The organism is Legionella micdadei (genome assembly GCF_000953635.1).
Classification (GTDB): domain Bacteria; phylum Pseudomonadota; class Gammaproteobacteria; order Legionellales; family Legionellaceae; genus Tatlockia; species Tatlockia micdadei.
The window spans coordinates 108,026-124,570 of sequence record NZ_LN614830.1; the positions used below are offsets into that span (position 1 = coordinate 108,026).

Sequence of the window (16,545 nt, forward strand, 5' to 3'; positions counted from 1 at the left end):
CGTTATTAAATACAGTGGGTTGTATCGATGCCAACTTTTCTAAAAGCAGTTTCGATGACATCAGGATTTAAATTTAAATCTTTCGCTGCATAGGTGACACCGCAAGCACCTTCACTAAAATCTGTGGTAGGTGTCCAATATTTAGTATTAGCAACAACCATCGCGTGGAAAGCCTTTTTAATACCCAATTGTTTTGCCATTAAGTAAAAAGCTCTGTTAAATACACCACTGGCGGTGTGTACCAAAAAACTTTGTTTGTCTAGTTCGCTATCTGAAAATTTTGATTCGGCATAGGCTAAAAGCTCAGGATAACTAATCGCGCAAATGCTTTTCTGGGTTCTGGCCATCTTTTTATCCACACAATCTGCAGAATCACCATCCAAGGAAGGCAAATCTAAAAATCTGACGGCCGTGATGGGTAACGAGGGAGGTATTAAGGTTTCTCCAATAGTCCAAGTGACCTCATTCGGAGTTAAATGAACTTTGTTATATAATTTAGGCACTGTTTCCAAGAGATAAGCACGGGCAGCTTGACCTGCCATGTCGGAAAATGACTCATTCAGTGCGCCCGATTCATCGTGATATTCAAGGTTAGCGTGTTGTTGAGTAAATCCATGTGCTACTTCATGGCCAGCAACATCCAAGGATACCAGGGGATAAAAGAATGAGCCATCACCAAAAGACATGGTTTCACCATCCCAGAATGCATTGTCAAAGGATGAACCAAAATGCACACGCATAATGAGTTTTTGGGGATTGCCCTTATCATCTTGTAACGCATTGAGTCCGTACCAGTTTTTATATAAATCGACAATGATATGGCCAAAATAATAGGCGTCATTTCCAACGGAGTAAGCGCCGTTGACAAAATCTTCTACATTGTTATTGCAAGGATACCTGTAAGGGGTGCGGATAAACCCTGGCCAATCCCATTCAAATTTGAGATTCACTAAAGTAACCTTGTCATCATCGAGCACACAGGTTTGATCTTCCTGAGAGACTTCTAGCCCTGGTAAGTCATCTTGTCCGTACCAGTACTCATGCACTTTTTCATTACCCCCAGGGCCGCTATCGGTGTAATACTGAAGGTTATTCCATTGATTAATGATTGCGCCCGTTTGTGCATCAATGATAAAGGAAGGCCATTCGGGTTTATCCTTTGCCATACTTTTAAAGGAAACAAAGTAAGTCAACTGCAATTGATTTTGATTTTCTTTGGTTGCCCTAATTTGCAATTCACTTTTTTCCTCGGGTGAATCGGATAGCGTTGCTTGATTGAAATAATGGTTTTTCGCTAATTGAATGGCTCGCTGCGGGCTAAACGCCGGATTTGTATTGAGCTGGATGTCATCAAATAAATGGCCATTAACTTGGTTGTCAGCTAGTCCGCGGTGATTTGGATTTTGGCTCACGGTAACCTGAGCCCCGATAATTGGAATTCCTTTATAAAGTTGCTGGTAGCGGGTAATCACAAGCTTATCTTGCTGTGTCTGGCTCACTGGTTTTAGCTCGTTAGCATTCGCGGCGGAAGAAGTAGGCATTCGAGTCTGGTGTAAAAATGAGAACTGCTTGAGTTTGCTAAAGGGAGCATGGTGCAAATTCATATAGGTTGCTGCCCAACTAGTCGAGTAAAGGGAGATTAAAGCGGCATACGCTATTTTTTTTATCATATCGGTAATCTAAATTGCAAATAGGGCGCATTCTGTCATGAAAAAGCCTGTTGGGCAATTAGCAAGTTCATACCGAGAAAGAGCGCCTTATTTACAGGGCAATTACCCTGTGCCCTTTATTTCCAAGATAACCAATAATCGTAGAGTGCTTGAATATCGTTAGAACACAAAATTGGCATGGCAGCAGACAAACGTTCGATTGGCCAATCCCACCAAGCCATTTCCAACAGTTGATCAATTGCTGGTGCCTCAAAACGTTTACGAATCATTTTAGCAGGTACACCCCCCATGATTGCATAAGGTTCTACATCTTTAGTAATGACAGCACGGCTGCCGATAATTGCGCCAGAACCAATTTTTACACCGGACATTATCATGGCTTCAGAACCAATCCATACATCATGCCCGATCACTGTGTCTCCTGATGGTTGATAACCATCAAGAGCAGAGGAAAACTCAGGGTCACCCGTGTAAAAAAAAGGGAAAGTACTAATCCAATCCATCCGGTGCCCTTGGTTTCCCGCCATCATGAAACAAACTCCAGTTCCAATAGAGCAAAAACTGCCGATGATTAATTTGTCAACATTACTTTGATCATTGAGCAAATAGCGGGCGCAATCATCAAAACTGTGTCCATGATAATAGCCTGAATAATAGCTGTACCGGCCAACAATGATATTGGGGTTGGTAACCTGTTTATCTAAAGGAATCCCTTTAAAAGGATTTTCAAAGTAATTTTTTGTCATTTTTATTTGAAGCGTTAGTAACGTTGACTAATCATCATACTCGATCGGTTCCTCTAGGGATACTGGTTTTTCTTTTTACCAATTCACCATTAACAGCCTAATCTGGTAATTTTTTAGTAATAACCTTAGAATAAATTTTTACAATATTTGCAGGGAGTGCGCAATGGGGTGGAGGGATACATGGGAATCAATAAAGGACTGGGGAGATAGAGTTTGGCAAAATGCGACGCTTGCCAACGCAGTCAAAGGAGTAGGTAAATATTCCTTTAAAACCATAAAATTTGTTCTGGGGCAGCCTCAAGCAGCCTGGAGAGCAGGGGCTTCCCTCATGCATCATCCTCGCGTTCGTACGTTGGGAAAACACATGCTGCAAGTAGGGACCCGTAGTTTAGCCCCTATTGTCCTGATTTATGTTAATGATGAAATACAGCGTCGTGGTAGAGAGTATCTGGATGATGAGCCTGATGAGGCATGGATAAGCACCAATACACTCGTTCTATCCAGTTTAGTGGTATTGAATTCTGCTGTGTGGGTTTTTGCAAAACGCCAGAAATTACAAACAATAGGGCAAACAGCGATACTCACCCTAGAATCGTCTAACGCGGTAGCCGATCAATTGCCCGATGTGAAAATTTGCCAGGATTGCACCACATTGCGTTTCCTGAAAGGTTCTTTCCGAGATCTTATTACTTATTGGTCTACCGAATTACTCATCGAAATAGTTCGGTACTCGGGGGGAGAGAATATCGCTACGTTGCTGTCTATCTATCATAATGGCCGTTATATTGTTACTTTGGTCTGGTCTCCTTTTTGCGGCCGCCATTTAGATGAAAATTTAAAAGAACATCCCGAATTTGTTTTAGCACAAGGATTAACCCATGCAGGGGTATCTGCTTCAGTTGCCTACTTGATTGAATATGGAACAGGTATTCCAAGAACCTATTATCAATCGACAATCGAGCAATTGTCCTTAGTAGGGCAAGTGCTTGTTGCGGGCCATAATAATTTACCTGAGCCGGTTAAACACTCCGATCGCCTCATTATTGATCCTGTAGGTCTTTATGAGCAGTCAGTGAAGCTTAGTGTCGATGTTATCTTGGCAGGGACAAAAGTCGTCATTCTGCCCCGGGTAAAGCCGATAGTTAGGCCACTGTTGAATTCATTACCCCAAGCTCCAAGTATTCCTTGGGCTAAAATGGCGAAACTGGCAGAGGATGCATGGTGTCACCCGGCGACAAAGATGGTCAAATATTGCGTTTTACCCCCTCTTTTACAGGGACAAGAACAATTCGTAAATGATCCATTGGTGAGTTATCACTGGCGGGAGTTACGTGACAAAACGGTTGATGCCATTATAGATATGGAAGAAGTTAGCCGGAAGTATGCTATACGTGTTGCATCCACTTCACCGGAAACCACAGCTGAGGCAGTTGAAATGGTTATGGGTACGCCTAAAATTCTGACTGAAATCGTGTTGCATTTATTGAGGAACGAAGCATTAATGGACTTTCTGGCAGATAAGCGCCGCCTGTTACAAGGCATTCATAGTGGGCCTAAGCCGCGAGCACAAGTCGACCCGACTGTCCCTCCCATGCGGGGGCAAGTGGATGTGCCTAAAATCATTCCCCATCCGCAAGTGATGGAAACGGGTGAAGCGCTTAAACCAGACGAAACGGAACAACAAGGGTTGCCCACCGCTAAACCATCCCAACCCAAAATACCTACTGAGAGAAAAGTAGAGCGCAAATTGCTCGGGATGAGGCCCGTAGAGGAGAACAAAATACAAGCGAAAATGATGAGTCGTCCTTCTTTTTTTGAGGAGGTAAAAAGGTCCAGCAGTGTTGTTAGCACTACCACTCATCGAGTTGAAAACCAAGAGGAGGCTAAAGAGGATGACTATGGGTTTGTAAAATTGGAAGACACGCATACTCCCCAAACGCAATACTTCTGTTAGTGTTTAATCAGGTGGGCCAAGGCCCAACGAATTGCTTTTATGTTTTTTTGTTAATTAAAGCAATCGCTTACGCTTAAAGTAACAAAACATAAGAATAGCCAAGATTAACATAATGAGTAGCACAGCCGGATAAGCATAGTGCCATTTTAATTCTGGCATGTAGACAAAATTCATCCCATAAATCCCGGCAATGAACGTTAAGGGGATAAAAAGGCTGGCAAAGACAGTTAGAATTTTCATTGTTTCATTCATACGGGTGTTCAGTGTGGATAGATACATTTCTAAAATGCCGTTGATTGTTTCCCGCTGCAAATCAATGGATTCAAGTAGACGGGCGGTATGGTCAAATAAGTCGCGATAATAGAGAAGGTATTTTCCATTAAGTAAATGCTTTTGATCAATGACAAGGATATGAATAATATCGTGTAGGGGGGCGATGATTTTTCGTAAGGTCATTGTCCGTCTTTTTATTGCGTACAATTCTGACAGATTAATAGCCGAAGGGTTTTTTATTAACAAATTTTCCATTTTTTCAAGAATCTGCTCACACTCTTCGACAAAATTAAAATAATCGTCAATGATGCAATCCATAATCATGTAACAGAGGTACTCGCTGTCTTGTTCTCTGATGATGGGTTCCTTGGCTTTTAGCCTCCTATCAATAGGTGCGAAATCGTATCTATCTGTTTCGCGAAAGCTGAGTAAAAGAGTTTCTTTTAAGACCATACTAAGCTGTTCGACGTTATAGACGAGATTGTGGGTGGGGGTATCAAGTAGTTTAAAAATAATAAAGAGGCAATCTTCAAGATCGTCTAATTTAGATCGTTGATCAGTATTTAAGATGTCTTCAATGATTAAGGGGTGGACGGAAAATTCGGCACAGATGCGGGTAATTTGCTGTGCATCAGCAAGCCCGCAAACGTCGACCCAGACGTGCTGTTTTTTCGCTAATGCTTGACGAATGAGCTCGGGTTGAAAGGTTTTCAGTTTCTTATAACTTTTGACATCATAGATATGAACTGAAACGTGGGTTGTTGCAGGAGGATTTTTGCCAACATAAACGGCAGTCCCAGGCAACATTCCTGCCTTGGCCGAGGATTTTCTTTTGTAGTGAGCCATAGCCAGTCCTTGAGCTCGGTTACGTATTATTTTTATACAATTATAATCCCTAGATCATTAAATAAGCTAGCAATCCTCCAATATGGTGATGAAAATTTGCCAAATTAAAAATAAAAATGCTATATTCCTGGTCATTTTCAATTTTGCCAAGGGGTTAATCTTTGGGTTGCAAGACGAGAACAACTTAAAATGGCTGCCTTCTCAATTGGATTATCGAAACGAAGCTACATGTCGCTTACAGTGAGTATGATGACATGCCTTATCTTATTGATTAATGTCTCCTTTAAAATTATTGAGCTGCACGGACTAATTTTTACAGCAAGTAGTGTCCTCTGCCCTTTAGTTGCCATTATCTATTTAATTGTTTTACGAGAATGCAGCATCGTGCAGCAGAGGCATATTCTTAACCAATGCTTACTTGCTTTATACTTATTTTCAATAGGCATTTATCTGTTGGTAAATTTACCGGCCGCTGAAAACATGCATGATAACCCTACTTATCAGATTGTTTTCGAAGCTATCCCTAAAAAATTCTTTGCATCGACGATTGCCTTCGCTATTAGTTTTTATTTACCCCATTTATTTTGTTGTGCACGAAAAACAGTTATATTGATTTCCCCAAAAGGGCGTCTTCTGCTCGCTTTACTAGGAGGATACGCTTTTTTTAGTTTCAATTTTCTGTTGTTATTCTCCCATCCTCTGATCCAAAATTTCCAGCAAATTTATACTGATTCTTTGATTGTGAGCGGAGGGATCTTGTTATTGGTTGGTGTTGTTCACTCAACTTCTCTTTTTATGCTGAAGCCAGTTAAGACCGCTCTGGAAAGAAACACTTTGCCTGCATATTTATCTATGCCTTTGTATCATTACCTCGTCAGCTTTTCAGTGACTATTTTATTGATTTGCTTGGCTTGCGAGTATCGCTTAGTTTCATTGCCTGAAGGATTTACTTTAGGGGCAAGCGGCCTGTTGTTCCCCCTAACCATTGTAGTAAGCAATCTCATTGGTGAATTGTTTGGCTATAGGGCTAATTTACGGTTAGCTGTCGTGCTTATTTTAGTTGAATTAACGTTTGATTTATTATTGATGGGTGCTGTGGCCTTACCTGCGCCGGAATTTTTTAATTTGAACCCTTTTTATTCTTATATACTTCCGCGCCGAATCCCGGCTGGGACTTTAGCCTTATTCGTTACTTTTGTTGGCAATGCCATGTTGCTTGAAAACTTGAAGTATGCTGGCCTTAACCTTAGCCGAAGCATGCGGATTTTAATTGCTAACGTGATTTCCTCTTCCTTGCTTTGCTTGGTCAATTATAGCCTCTTGTATGGTGGGGTTTACTCCTACGATCAAATTTTTAGTTTGGCCGTAAGCTCTTGGGCTTACAAAATAATAGCGACTTTAGTGAGTTTACCTTTCGTGGTATGGCTGTGTAATCGATGCTGCAAACAAACCCAAACGGCTTTGCATTCGGCAACAATAGCTAAAAATAGCAGTCTATTCGACTCATAAGTAAGCTAGCAACTGTCCCGAGTGGCTCAAGAAGTTGCTGCTAATCATCTTGATAACATTCCTTTTCCGCAAGGATTTGAATTTTATTTTTTGACGGGTCTTTTCCAGCCAAGAATTGTTTTTTGCTTACTCACCGTCAAAGTGAGTTCCCCTTCCGGAACATCTTTGCGGATAGTGCTTCCTGCACCAATCGTTGCATTGGCACCGATGCGCACGGGTGCTACCAATTGCGTATCAGAGCCGATAAAAACACCGTCTTCGATAATTGTTTGATGCTTGTTTGCCCCGTCATAATTACAAGTGATGGTTCCTGCACCGATGTTGACTTCCTTTCCAATCGTAACATCGCCCAAATAACTTAAGTGGCTCGCTTTCGTTCCTTCAGCAAAAACAGCATTTTTAGTTTCCACAAAATTGCCGATTTTGCAACCGGCAGCGAGCTTAGTTCCCGGTCTAATGCGTGCGAAAGGACCAATATGGCAATTGTTATCGAGTACACAATCTTCTAACACGGAATTAGCAAAAATTTCGCAGTTTTCGCCCAAGACCACATTCGTTAATACACAATTAGGGCCAATACGACAACCTTTGCCCAAGCTCACTTTGCCGCTTAAAATCACGTTTACATCGATGAACACATCTTGGCCGCACTGAAGCTCACCTCGGATATCCAAGCGGTTCGCATCGCTGATGCTCACGCCAGAAAGCATCAATTGCTCGGCAACCTGTTTCTGCCAAACACGTTCTAGCTGCTGAAGTTGCAGGCGATTGTTGACACCTTGAATCTCCATGATGTCCTTGGCTTGGATTGAAGTAATTGGCAAATTCTCTGCGACCGCCATTGCGATAATATCAGTAAGATAATATTCGCCTTGAGCATTATGAGCATTCAATTTAGGTAACCAACGCGCTAAGTCTGCGGCCGGTGCGCAACAAATGCCGCTGTAAATTTCTTTAATCTGTTTTTGCTCAGCAGTGGCATCTTTTTCTTCAATAATGGCCTGAATTTCACCTGATTCATTGCGAATAATGCGTCCAAGCCCTGTTGGATTATCAAGAATCGCAACGAGCAGACTAAGCGGTGCTGGTTTTTTTTCATTAGGGAGGCTGCCTTTAATTAGCCCGCGAAGGGTTTCTGCGCGGATTAGCGGTACATCGCCTGAAAGGATTAATACCTGGGATTGGGTAGGGATATGGGTAAGTGCCTGTTTTACGGCGTGGCCAGTACCTAATTGTTCAGCTTGAAGAATCCAATTTACAGGTGAATGGTTTAACGCTGATTTTATTTCTTCACCTCCATGGCCATAAACAACATGGATAGCATCTGGATTTAATTGCTGTGCAGTTTCTATGACCCATTGCAGCATTGGCTTGCCAGCCAAACAGTGAAGCACTTTGGGGGTCTTAGAATACATTCGTTTGCCTTGGCCGGCAGCTAAAATGACTATTTGCAGTGACATGAGTGTTATCGCTTCCTAAAGTTAGTGCATCTTTTTAATTAATAGACGCTGAAATAAACAAATTGTATGTATGTTGCTAATCCATCGATTAATAGATATGATAAAAAAATTGCGACAAAAGGAGTAGTGCAATGACCATTTTTCTTGATATAGCAAAATATTTCTTGATTGACCACATTAAGAAGGAAAAGGAGCGTGCTGAGGGCCTGAATAAGAGTTGGCTTTGGTCAAAAACACGGGATGTACAGCATTCAAAAACTAAAATTAATTATGGTATCGAGCTGTATAAAGCGATCTTTAAGCTTACAGACAAGGCTAATGATAAAGAAACGTTAGATGCTATTGTTGATCTCATTCGTGAATATCAAGAGTTGGCGAAGAAATTATGTGATCAGACAGGACATAGCTTGGGCGAATTTAATGCAGCTATGGAGGGGGCTGTTTCCTTGGTGATGGGTATTCATCATATTTTTAAGACGAATCAATTTGCCTATAATGTGCAACCGCAGCTTGATCCAAGCGCAGACCCCGTCTTCGATATATTAATTCAAAGTCCAAGTACAAGATACGCCGATCCTCTAGATAAGATCCTTTACTATGCCGTTTTTTATTATGTAAAAAAATACCAAGAACCGAAAAGTTTAACTTGGTTCGGAGCGACTATGCGGAGTATCTTTTCGACTACACAAGTCAGTAAAGAAAAAGCTGATTTAGTGCAAAATACTATCGCGGCATTGAAAGTTGCTTTAAAAGGAACGGAAAGAAATAGAGTTCTTCATCGAGAGAGTAGGAAAGAAACCACGTTGATGTGCTTAGGGGCGATTTTGGGTGAAAACACACGAGTATGTCAAACTCACCCATTTCGTTCGACACTTTCTCCTTTCGGGGCAACGATAGGAGGGTGGCTAGATTTGAAACTCCAATGGGAATGTGCTCCTGGCGACCTGAAAGAGATTATGGAGGGTGCCCGAAATGAAATTCTAGCTATGGGCATTCCTGAAGTCATAATTGCCCTCAGTGAGGAAGAGCCTATAGATGGAAGGAAGGAAACTGAAGAAGATTCGATTGATATGAGTAGTTCTTCTGCCGAAGACCAGCCATCCTCTCCCACAGAGGACAAGAAAGGTAAGAAAAGAGTTACGGTGGACAAGGGAGGTCCTTCTGCAAGCAAACAAACGGAAAAAGATGGGCTTTCAGAGGAGCTGGTTCATAGCAAAAGTAAAAGGCAAAGCAAGACAATTTCCCTGAGTAAGGGATCAGCCATGTTTGCCAGAGAGCAAACTCGAGAGTTGGATGACGGATTTGAAGAAGAGGATGAGCAACTCGACTCAGAAGATGAGCGGTTACAAAAAGAAAAAGAAGGCAGCTTATCTAAAGTAGTTTAGAATCAGTTTAGGATGACAAACTTAGCTCGCCGCATAAGTTTTTTTCCATAAGATCTTTAACGTGCTGATTATCTAAATTTTTACTGAACAAATACAAAAGTTTGCAATGGGCGGCCTCTGGAGTCATATCGTGGCCGCTGATTAAGCCAGCCTGTTTTAAGGTGTAGCCAGTGGCATATTGACTCATCTCAACCCTTCCTTGTTGGCATTGGCTGCAATTGACGATGACCACACCCCGTTCACACGCTTCTTGCAGAATTTTTAAGAAGTGCGGGTCATTATTTTGGGCATTTCCGCTGCCGTAGGTCTCGAGTATTAATCCGCGAATGGGTTGTTGCAAAATATAATCTAAAACTTTTGCAGAGAAGCCAGGGAATAAGCGAAAATTAGCAATGAATTGCGGGCTTATGGTTTGTAAGTGAAACCCTTGTTGCGGAGGGGGGAGCAGAAGCTCTTTATGAAGCTCAATACTAATACCAACGGTTGCTAAATGCGGGAAATTGGGAGAATCAAACGCATTGAAACGTTCGGAACTGACTTTTTGCGCTCGATTACCACGCATCAACTGCTGGTTGAAATAGATGCAGACTTCATTAATGGGCTGATGTGCGCAAAGCCATAAGGAAGTAATCACATTGTCCATTGCATCATTGCGCACTTCAGATAATGGAATTTGCGATCCTGTGACGATGACAGGTTTAGATAGATGTTCCAGCATGAAAGACAATGCCGAAGCTGTATAGGCCATAGTGTCAGTGCCGTGAAATATCACGAAGCCATCAAAATTGTTATATTCAGCATCAATGTCACTGGCAATACGGTTCCAATCGCTAACTGTCATATTCGAAGAATCAAGTAACGGTTGATATTCCTTAATCGTGTAATCGGGCATTTCCGCATGCTTTAACGCGGGAATTTCTGCTAGGGCGGTTTGTACATAACCTAACGCAGGTTCATAGCCGTGGCTTGCTTTAATGGAACTAATCGTACCGCCGGTATTAAGAATGAGAATACGTTTTTTCATAAAAAAATTTCAAATTTTTGCGGCGATTATACGCTTTGGGAAGAATCTTTGCAGCCCCCTGATGGGTTAAGAGGAATGTTTATTAGGAATTTAGATTATAATTATTTAAGGTAATGATTTTTCGCAGGAATGATAATTTTTTTTGCAAATAGCAAGGGTCATAACCCTGACTTAATTTTGCAGTACTCGAAGAAAGCAAGGTCAAACAGGTTTACGCAAATTTTTCAAGATAAATCGGCTAAAAAACGCAGATTTATTTGCCAACCTCTTGTACTTTGTGGAAAAATCAAGGTATTAACGGTTTAGTGTAAGCAGTGAAAAATGGTTATTGATCGTGCCGGATACCGGTTGAATGTTGGTATTATTCTTACCAACTCATCCGGTCGTGTTTTTTGGGGTAGACGTAACGGCCATGATGCTTGGCAATTCCCGCAAGGCGGATTAGCCACTGGGGAAACAGCGCTTGAAGCAATGTATCGAGAGTTACGCGAAGAAGTCGGTTTAGATAGAGAAGATGTAGAGGTGTTAGGCGTTACAAAACGATGGTTAAAATATCGTTTGCCAAAGCAGTATCTTCGTCATGGCAGTGAGCCTTTAGTGATCGGCCAGAAACAGAAATGGTATTTACTAAAACTAGTCACTTGTGAGCAAAAAGTTCGTTTGGATTTAAGCGATTCACCAGAATTCGACAGTTGGCGCTGGATTGATTATCACGAGCCTCCCGAGCAGGTTATTTTTTTCAAACGGCAAGTTTATGCTCAAGCTATGAAAGAATTAGAGTATCTGTTAAAGAAACGCCGCACTCCTTTTGGTGCACGACGTAGGCGAGGTAATCATAGTCGATAATGTTAAAAATACTGAAACGAATCGTCCAGGATGTAACTACAGCAAGCCATTTAACTGAAGCACTATCTATTCTTGTGCAGCGGGTACGCAAAGCAGTTGATGCTGACGCCGTTTCTGTATTTCTGATAGACAATAAACACGCCGAATACGTACTGATTGCCACCGATGGCTTGAATAAACAAGCTGAATCCAGAGTGCGTGTAGGCTTAGAGAGCGGTCTTATTGGTCTGGTTGGCAGGCGTGAAGAACCCATTAATATCGAAGATGCGCCTTCTCACCCCGATTTTCATCATAATCCCTTGCTTGGTGAAGAGCATCTGCTCTCCTTCTTAGGCGTCCCTATTATCCAACACAGGAAGCTCTACGGTGTATTGTCCGTTCAACGTGCGGAAAACCGCTGCTTTGATGATGCTGAAGAGGCTTTCCTAATTACCTTGGCTGCCCAACTTGGCGGCGTGATTGCCCATGCTGAGGCAACAGGGGAATTAGCCCAGCTCACACAGCCTAAACCGGCCGGGACAACTAAAGGGGAAGCAGTTTCTGTTGCCCTGACTGGGGTTGGTTCAGTACCTGGGATCGGGATTGGAACTGCGGTAGTGGTCTATCCTGCAGCGGATATTGATTCTGTCCCGCGCCATACTGTCGATGGGGTTGATGAAGAAGTTGAAGCCTTTTTTGAAGCGCTACAAGCTGCGCGTGAAGACATGCAACGCCTAAGCCGGCGCATGAAAGCCACCGTTGCTGAAGACGAGCATGCCTTATTTGATGTTTATTTACGTATCCTTGATAAGGATAGTCTAGGCGCAGAAGTTGAACAGGTTATCCGTGAAGAGAGAATCAGTGCACAAGCCGCTTTGTCCGTCGTTATCAAAAAACACGTGCAGCAATTTGAAAGTATGGAAGATGATTATCTTCGGGAGCGAGCCAGCGATTTTCGTGATTTAGGCCGCCGGGTACTTGCTGAGTTACAGCGTGCTCAGCGTGAAGAAATTGCCTACCCCCGCCGTACAATCTTAATTGGTGAGGAAATTACCGCTTCCGCCCTAGCGGAGGTGCCTGAGGGGCAATTAGTTGGCGTCGTGTCAGCGAAGGGAGCGAATAATTCCCATGTGGCAATTTTGGCCCGTGCTCTGGGAGTTCCCACTGTAATGGGGGTTCGCGGGCTTAAGGTTGAACATCTGTCGCGGAGGGCTGTTGTAGTCGATGGTTATTTTGGCCACGTTTATGTTTCTCCATCCAGAGCTATCTTTTCTGAGTTTAAAAAATTAGCGCGGGAAGAGCAGGAACTGAACCAAAGTTTAGTGAGTTTGCGTGACAAGCCCGCTGAAACGTTGGATAACTACCGTGTTTCTTTGCAGGTTAATACCGGTCTTGCGATGGATGCGGGATTGTCAATGAGCGTGGGTGCTGAGGGCGTAGGTCTATACCGTTCGGAAGTCCCTTTCATGAGTCGGGATCGCTTCCCCTCAGAAGATGAGCAATACATTATTTATCGTCAAATTCTCAAGGCTTTCGCGCCGCGGTACGTCACGATGCGTACGTTGGATATCGGTGGTGACAAAATCCTTCCCTATTTTCCTGTTACAGAAGATAACCCTTATTTAGGTTGGCGTGGTATCCGGGTGACTCTCGATCACCCCGATGTTTTCTTAATGCAGGTTCGCGCGATGATGCGTGCAAGTGAAGAGCTAAATAATTTGCGCATTATGTTGCCAATGGTCACTAACCTGAGCGAAGTGGAAGAGGCTGTATTTCTTGTGGAACAAGCTTTTGAAGAATTATTAGAAGAAGGTTGCCTTATTGAAAAACCCAAACTTGGAGTCATGGTTGAAGTGCCCGCTGCTGTGTACCTCGCGAAAGAATTGGCAAAACGAGTCGATTTTCTTTCCGTGGGCAGCAACGATCTAACCCAATATCTCCTTGCTGTCGATCGAAACAATGCCCGCGTTGCTGGCATTTATGATTCCTTCCATCCTGCCATGTTACGTACGCTTATGAAGGTAGTCGAGGGTGGCCATGCTGCGGGTGTGGAGGTCAGTATTTGTGGTGAGATGGCTTCTGATCCATTAGCAGTAATGTTATTGCTCGCTATGGGGTTTGATACTTTAAGCATGAACTCAACCAGCTTGCCGCGTGTCAAATGGGTTATTCGCAATATCACCTTAGCGCATGCGCGCAAAGTGCTCGCAGATGTACTTGAGTTGGAGCACCCTGCTGAAATCAGGTTGCATTTGCAACGAGCTTTGGAGGAAGAGGGATTAGGCACCTTGGTTCGGGCAGGCCGAGCGTGAGCTAAGTAATCCCGCCTTGTGCCATTAAGTTAAGGAGATCCGAGCTATTACGAGCATGAGTCTAATTGAAATTCTTTCTCATGGCAGCCTCTATATTTTAGCAGGCATAGCGGCAGGGTTGGTGTCCGGCATTATGGGAATAGGCGGCGGTATCGTAGTTGTACCTGCTTTGGCTTTTATTTTTAATCATAAGGCGAATTTCCCCCAAGAATTAGTGATGCAAATGGCTGCAGCTACCTCTTTAGCTGTGATGCTTTTTACTTCTCAATCATCCATACGCACGCATTATAAACAAGGTGGTATTTTGTGGAGCGTGTATCAACGCTTATGGCCAGGGATCGTGGTCGGTGCTATCAGTGGTGCTTTACTTTCCCATCAATTATCGACTTTTTGGCTGAGAATGCTATTTGGCTTTTTCTTGCTGTTTGTATCCATTAAAATGCTTGCTGATATGAGTAAAAAGGAAATTAAACCCTACCATTTCCCTCCCACTTGGGTTAATTGGCTAATTAATTTTTTCATAGGCTGTATAGCGGGTTTACTGGGAGTAGGTGGGGGTGCTTTGACAGTTCCGTATCTTAGTTATTGTAATTTAGAAATAATAAAAATTGCGCCGATTTCTGCTTTATCGACATTAACTGTGGCAGCAGTGGGTACGGTTGTTTTTATCATTACGGGGGCAAACGAACCCGGATTACCAGCCTATAGTACCGGTTTTGTTTATTGGCCAGCTGTTTTGTGCATTGCAATTCCTAGTAGTTTTTTTGCGCCTCTCGGTGCAAAATTAACTTATGTTGTACCGGTCAAGCAATTGAAGTATGGTTTTATTGCGTTACTGATCGTAACTGCTATTGATTTACTTGTTATACGAACACTTTTTTAAGGTATATCCATGTTAGCATTTCCGCAAATTGACCCGGTTGCTTTTTCGTTAGGCCCTATCAAAGTCCATTGGTATGGCCTGATGTACTTGCTTGGTTTTATTGGTGGTTGGGGTTTGGCGCAATGGCGGGCTCGACACTATAAGTTGGATTGGACTTCTGAACAAATTAGCGATTTAATTTTTTATGGGGCTTTAGGTGTCATTATCGGCGGGCGATTGGGCTACATGCTGTTTTACAATACCTATCAATTTTTCACTCAACCCTGGACTCTCTTTAAATTATGGGAAGGTGGGATGTCTTTTCATGGGGGATTGCTTGGGGTGGCCATTGCGATGTGGTTATTCTCGCGCAAATTTAAAAAACCGTTTTTACAAGTTACTGACTTCCTAGCACCACTTGTTCCTTTAGGATTGGGCGCGGGAAGATTGGGTAATTTTATTAATGGCGAATTGTGGGGTCGGGTAACAGATGTGCCTTGGGCAATGATTTTTCCTCATTCCGATGGCCAACCACGTCATCCCTCGCAACTGTATGAGTTAGGTTTGGAAGGCGTTGTTTTATTTGTTTTCCTGTGGTGGTATGCGGCAAAGCCACGACCCGTGGGCCGGGTATCTGCCATGTTTTTAGTCGGTTATGCGATTTGCCGTTTACTTGCTGAATGTTTTCGTGAGCCCGATGTGCAGTTAGGTTATATCGCATTTAATTGGCTGACTATGGGGCAATTATTATCCATCCCGATGCTATTGATCGGGTTGTATTGTTTAAACCGGGGAAACAAACAATGAGAACGTATTTACAGCTTCTAGAGCACATTCTAGAACAAGGTGTGGAAAAGACGGATCGGACTGGAACAGGCACCCTTTCTGTTTTCGGCTATCAAATGCGTTTTGACCTCTCCCAGGGTTTTCCTTTAGTCACTACAAAAAAGCTGCATACCCGCAGCATTATCCATGAGTTGTTATGGTTTTTAAAAGGCGATACAAACATTGCGTACCTAAACGAGAATGGGGTGACAATTTGGGATGAATGGGCAGACAGTAAAGGTGATTTAGGCCCCATCTATGGGCAACAATGGCGGGCTTGGCCTGCTGCAGATGGACGAATAATTGATCAATTATCAGAAGTATTGCAACAAATTAAGAACAATCCTGATTCAAGGCGGTTAATTGTTAGTGCTTGGAATGTGGGGGAACTAGACAAGATGGCATTGATGCCGTGCCATGCTTTATTTCAATTTTATGTCGCCGAAAATCGTCTCTCCTGTCAGCTTTATCAGCGCTCAGCGGATGTTTTTTTAGGGGTACCGTTTAATATTGCTTCTTATGCTTTACTCACCCACATGGTGGCGCAACAATGTGATCTTGAGGTTGGGGATTTCATTTGGACGGGTGGGGATTGCCATCTGTATCTAAACCACTTGGAGCAAGCCCGTACTCAATTACAGCGCACTCCTTTCCCCCCGCCGCAGTTGATTATAAAACGCAAGCCTGTGTCGTTATTCGAATATCGATATGAGGATTTTGAATTCATTAATTATCAATCCCACCCCGCGATTAAAGCGCCGATTGCAGTTTAGGCGTTATTGCATCAATACTACACCTTCCCCTCTTCCCTGCACGAAGTTTGGGGGAGGGGGATTTAATCAAAATCAATTCAA

At 42.9% G+C, this 16,545-nt stretch carries 13 protein-coding genes; 8 read left to right on the top strand and 5 right to left on the bottom strand.

The window, feature by feature from the left end; genetic code table 11:
• Positions 1-5: 5 nt before the first annotated feature.
• Positions 6-1,670 carry a M4 family metallopeptidase gene (locus tag LMI_RS00520; protein WP_045098061.1) on the bottom strand — a complete coding sequence of 555 codons (1,665 nt, stop codon included), beginning with the start codon at positions 1,668-1,670 and terminating at the stop codon, positions 6-8.
• A gap of 116 nt (positions 1,671-1,786) precedes the next feature.
• The gene (catB, locus tag LMI_RS00525) at positions 1,787-2,416 is read right to left on the bottom strand and encodes a type B chloramphenicol O-acetyltransferase (protein WP_045098062.1); all 630 of its coding nucleotides are present in this window, start codon (positions 2,414-2,416) and stop codon (positions 1,787-1,789) included.
• Positions 2,417-2,579: 163 nt separating this feature from the next.
• Between catB and LMI_RS00530 the strand changes: the two genes are divergently transcribed.
• Positions 2,580-4,370: a hypothetical protein gene (locus tag LMI_RS00530; RefSeq protein ID WP_045098063.1), complete on the top strand. Its 1,791-nt coding sequence runs from the start codon at positions 2,580-2,582 to the stop codon at positions 4,368-4,370.
• Between the two features lie 54 nt (positions 4,371-4,424).
• Here the strand turns inward: LMI_RS00530 and corA are convergent, their stop codons facing one another.
• The gene (gene corA, locus LMI_RS00535) at positions 4,425-5,489 is read right to left on the bottom strand and encodes a magnesium/cobalt transporter CorA (protein WP_045098064.1); all 1,065 of its coding nucleotides are present in this window, start codon (positions 5,487-5,489) and stop codon (positions 4,425-4,427) included.
• A gap of 189 nt (positions 5,490-5,678) precedes the next feature.
• On the opposite strand from corA, the gene LMI_RS00540 reads away from it, so the two are divergent.
• A complete protein-coding gene (locus LMI_RS00540) occupies positions 5,679-6,998 on the top strand; it encodes a VUT family protein (RefSeq protein ID WP_045098065.1) in 1,320 nt (439 codons plus the stop codon).
• An 83-nt stretch (positions 6,999-7,081) separates the two neighbouring features.
• Here the strand turns inward: LMI_RS00540 and glmU are convergent, their stop codons facing one another.
• Positions 7,082-8,458 (bottom strand): bifunctional UDP-N-acetylglucosamine diphosphorylase/glucosamine-1-phosphate N-acetyltransferase GlmU, encoded by a 1,377-nt coding sequence (gene glmU, locus LMI_RS00545; protein WP_045098066.1) that lies wholly within the window; start codon positions 8,456-8,458, stop codon positions 7,082-7,084.
• Between the two features lie 131 nt (positions 8,459-8,589).
• Here glmU and LMI_RS00550 point away from each other — a divergent pair, with 131 nt between their 5' ends.
• Positions 8,590-9,843 carry a hypothetical protein gene (locus LMI_RS00550; RefSeq protein WP_045098067.1) on the top strand — a complete coding sequence of 418 codons (1,254 nt, stop codon included), beginning with the start codon at positions 8,590-8,592 and terminating at the stop codon, positions 9,841-9,843.
• Positions 9,844-9,850: 7 nt separating this feature from the next.
• Here the strand turns inward: LMI_RS00550 and ansA are convergent, their stop codons facing one another.
• A complete protein-coding gene (gene ansA, locus LMI_RS00555; RefSeq protein ID WP_045098068.1) occupies positions 9,851-10,867 on the bottom strand; it encodes an asparaginase in 1,017 nt (338 codons plus the stop codon).
• Positions 10,868-11,188: 321 nt separating this feature from the next.
• Here ansA and LMI_RS00560 point away from each other — a divergent pair, with 321 nt between their 5' ends.
• From LMI_RS00560 to thyA, 5 genes are read left to right on the top strand one after another with little or no spacing between them, the layout of a single operon-like run.
• The gene (locus LMI_RS00560; RefSeq protein WP_045098069.1) at positions 11,189-11,713 is read left to right on the top strand and encodes an RNA pyrophosphohydrolase; all 525 of its coding nucleotides are present in this window, start codon (positions 11,189-11,191) and stop codon (positions 11,711-11,713) included.
• Positions 11,713-14,004 carry a phosphoenolpyruvate--protein phosphotransferase gene (gene ptsP, locus LMI_RS00565; RefSeq protein ID WP_045098070.1) on the top strand — a complete coding sequence of 764 codons (2,292 nt, stop codon included), beginning with the start codon at positions 11,713-11,715 and terminating at the stop codon, positions 14,002-14,004. The genes LMI_RS00560 and ptsP overlap by 1 nt, the downstream gene beginning before the upstream one ends.
• 55 nt (positions 14,005-14,059) lie before the next feature.
• Positions 14,060-14,887: a sulfite exporter TauE/SafE family protein gene (locus tag LMI_RS00570; RefSeq protein WP_045098071.1), complete on the top strand. Its 828-nt coding sequence runs from the start codon at positions 14,060-14,062 to the stop codon at positions 14,885-14,887.
• A gap of 9 nt (positions 14,888-14,896) precedes the next feature.
• Entirely contained in the window at positions 14,897-15,673 is a 777-nt protein-coding gene (gene lgt / locus LMI_RS00575) for a prolipoprotein diacylglyceryl transferase (protein WP_045098072.1), read from the top strand.
• A complete protein-coding gene (gene thyA, locus LMI_RS00580) occupies positions 15,670-16,464 on the top strand; it encodes a thymidylate synthase (protein ID WP_045098073.1) in 795 nt (264 codons plus the stop codon). Before lgt ends, thyA begins: the two co-directional genes overlap by 4 nt.
• Positions 16,465-16,545 lie beyond the last annotated feature (81 nt).

Bases quoted from the DNA above. Each gene is read 5' to 3' on its own strand.
- LMI_RS00560 (WP_045098069.1), top strand. From the start codon at position 11,189: ATGGTTATTGATCGTGCCGGATACCGGTTGAATGTTGGTATTATTCTT.
- LMI_RS00570 (WP_045098071.1), top strand. From the start codon at position 14,060: ATGAGTCTAATTGAAATTCTTTCTCATGGCAGCCTCTATATTTTAGCA.
- thyA (WP_045098073.1), top strand. From the start codon at position 15,670: ATGAGAACGTATTTACAGCTTCTAGAGCACATTCTAGAACAAGGTGTG.
- LMI_RS00540 (WP_045098065.1), top strand. From the start codon at position 5,679: ATGGCTGCCTTCTCAATTGGATTATCGAAACGAAGCTACATGTCGCTT.
- ansA (WP_045098068.1), bottom strand. From the start codon at position 10,867: ATGAAAAAACGTATTCTCATTCTTAATACCGGCGGTACGATTAGTTCC.
- catB (WP_045098062.1), bottom strand. From the start codon at position 2,416: ATGACAAAAAATTACTTTGAAAATCCTTTTAAAGGGATTCCTTTAGAT.
- corA (WP_045098064.1), bottom strand. From the start codon at position 5,489: ATGGCTCACTACAAAAGAAAATCCTCGGCCAAGGCAGGAATGTTGCCT.
- LMI_RS00530 (WP_045098063.1), top strand. From the start codon at position 2,580: ATGGGGTGGAGGGATACATGGGAATCAATAAAGGACTGGGGAGATAGA.
- lgt (WP_045098072.1), top strand. From the start codon at position 14,897: ATGTTAGCATTTCCGCAAATTGACCCGGTTGCTTTTTCGTTAGGCCCT.
- glmU (WP_045098066.1), bottom strand. From the start codon at position 8,458: ATGTCACTGCAAATAGTCATTTTAGCTGCCGGCCAAGGCAAACGAATG.
- LMI_RS00520 (WP_045098061.1), bottom strand. From the start codon at position 1,670: ATGATAAAAAAAATAGCGTATGCCGCTTTAATCTCCCTTTACTCGACT.
- LMI_RS00550 (WP_045098067.1), top strand. From the start codon at position 8,590: ATGACCATTTTTCTTGATATAGCAAAATATTTCTTGATTGACCACATT.
- ptsP (WP_045098070.1), top strand. From the start codon at position 11,713: ATGTTAAAAATACTGAAACGAATCGTCCAGGATGTAACTACAGCAAGC.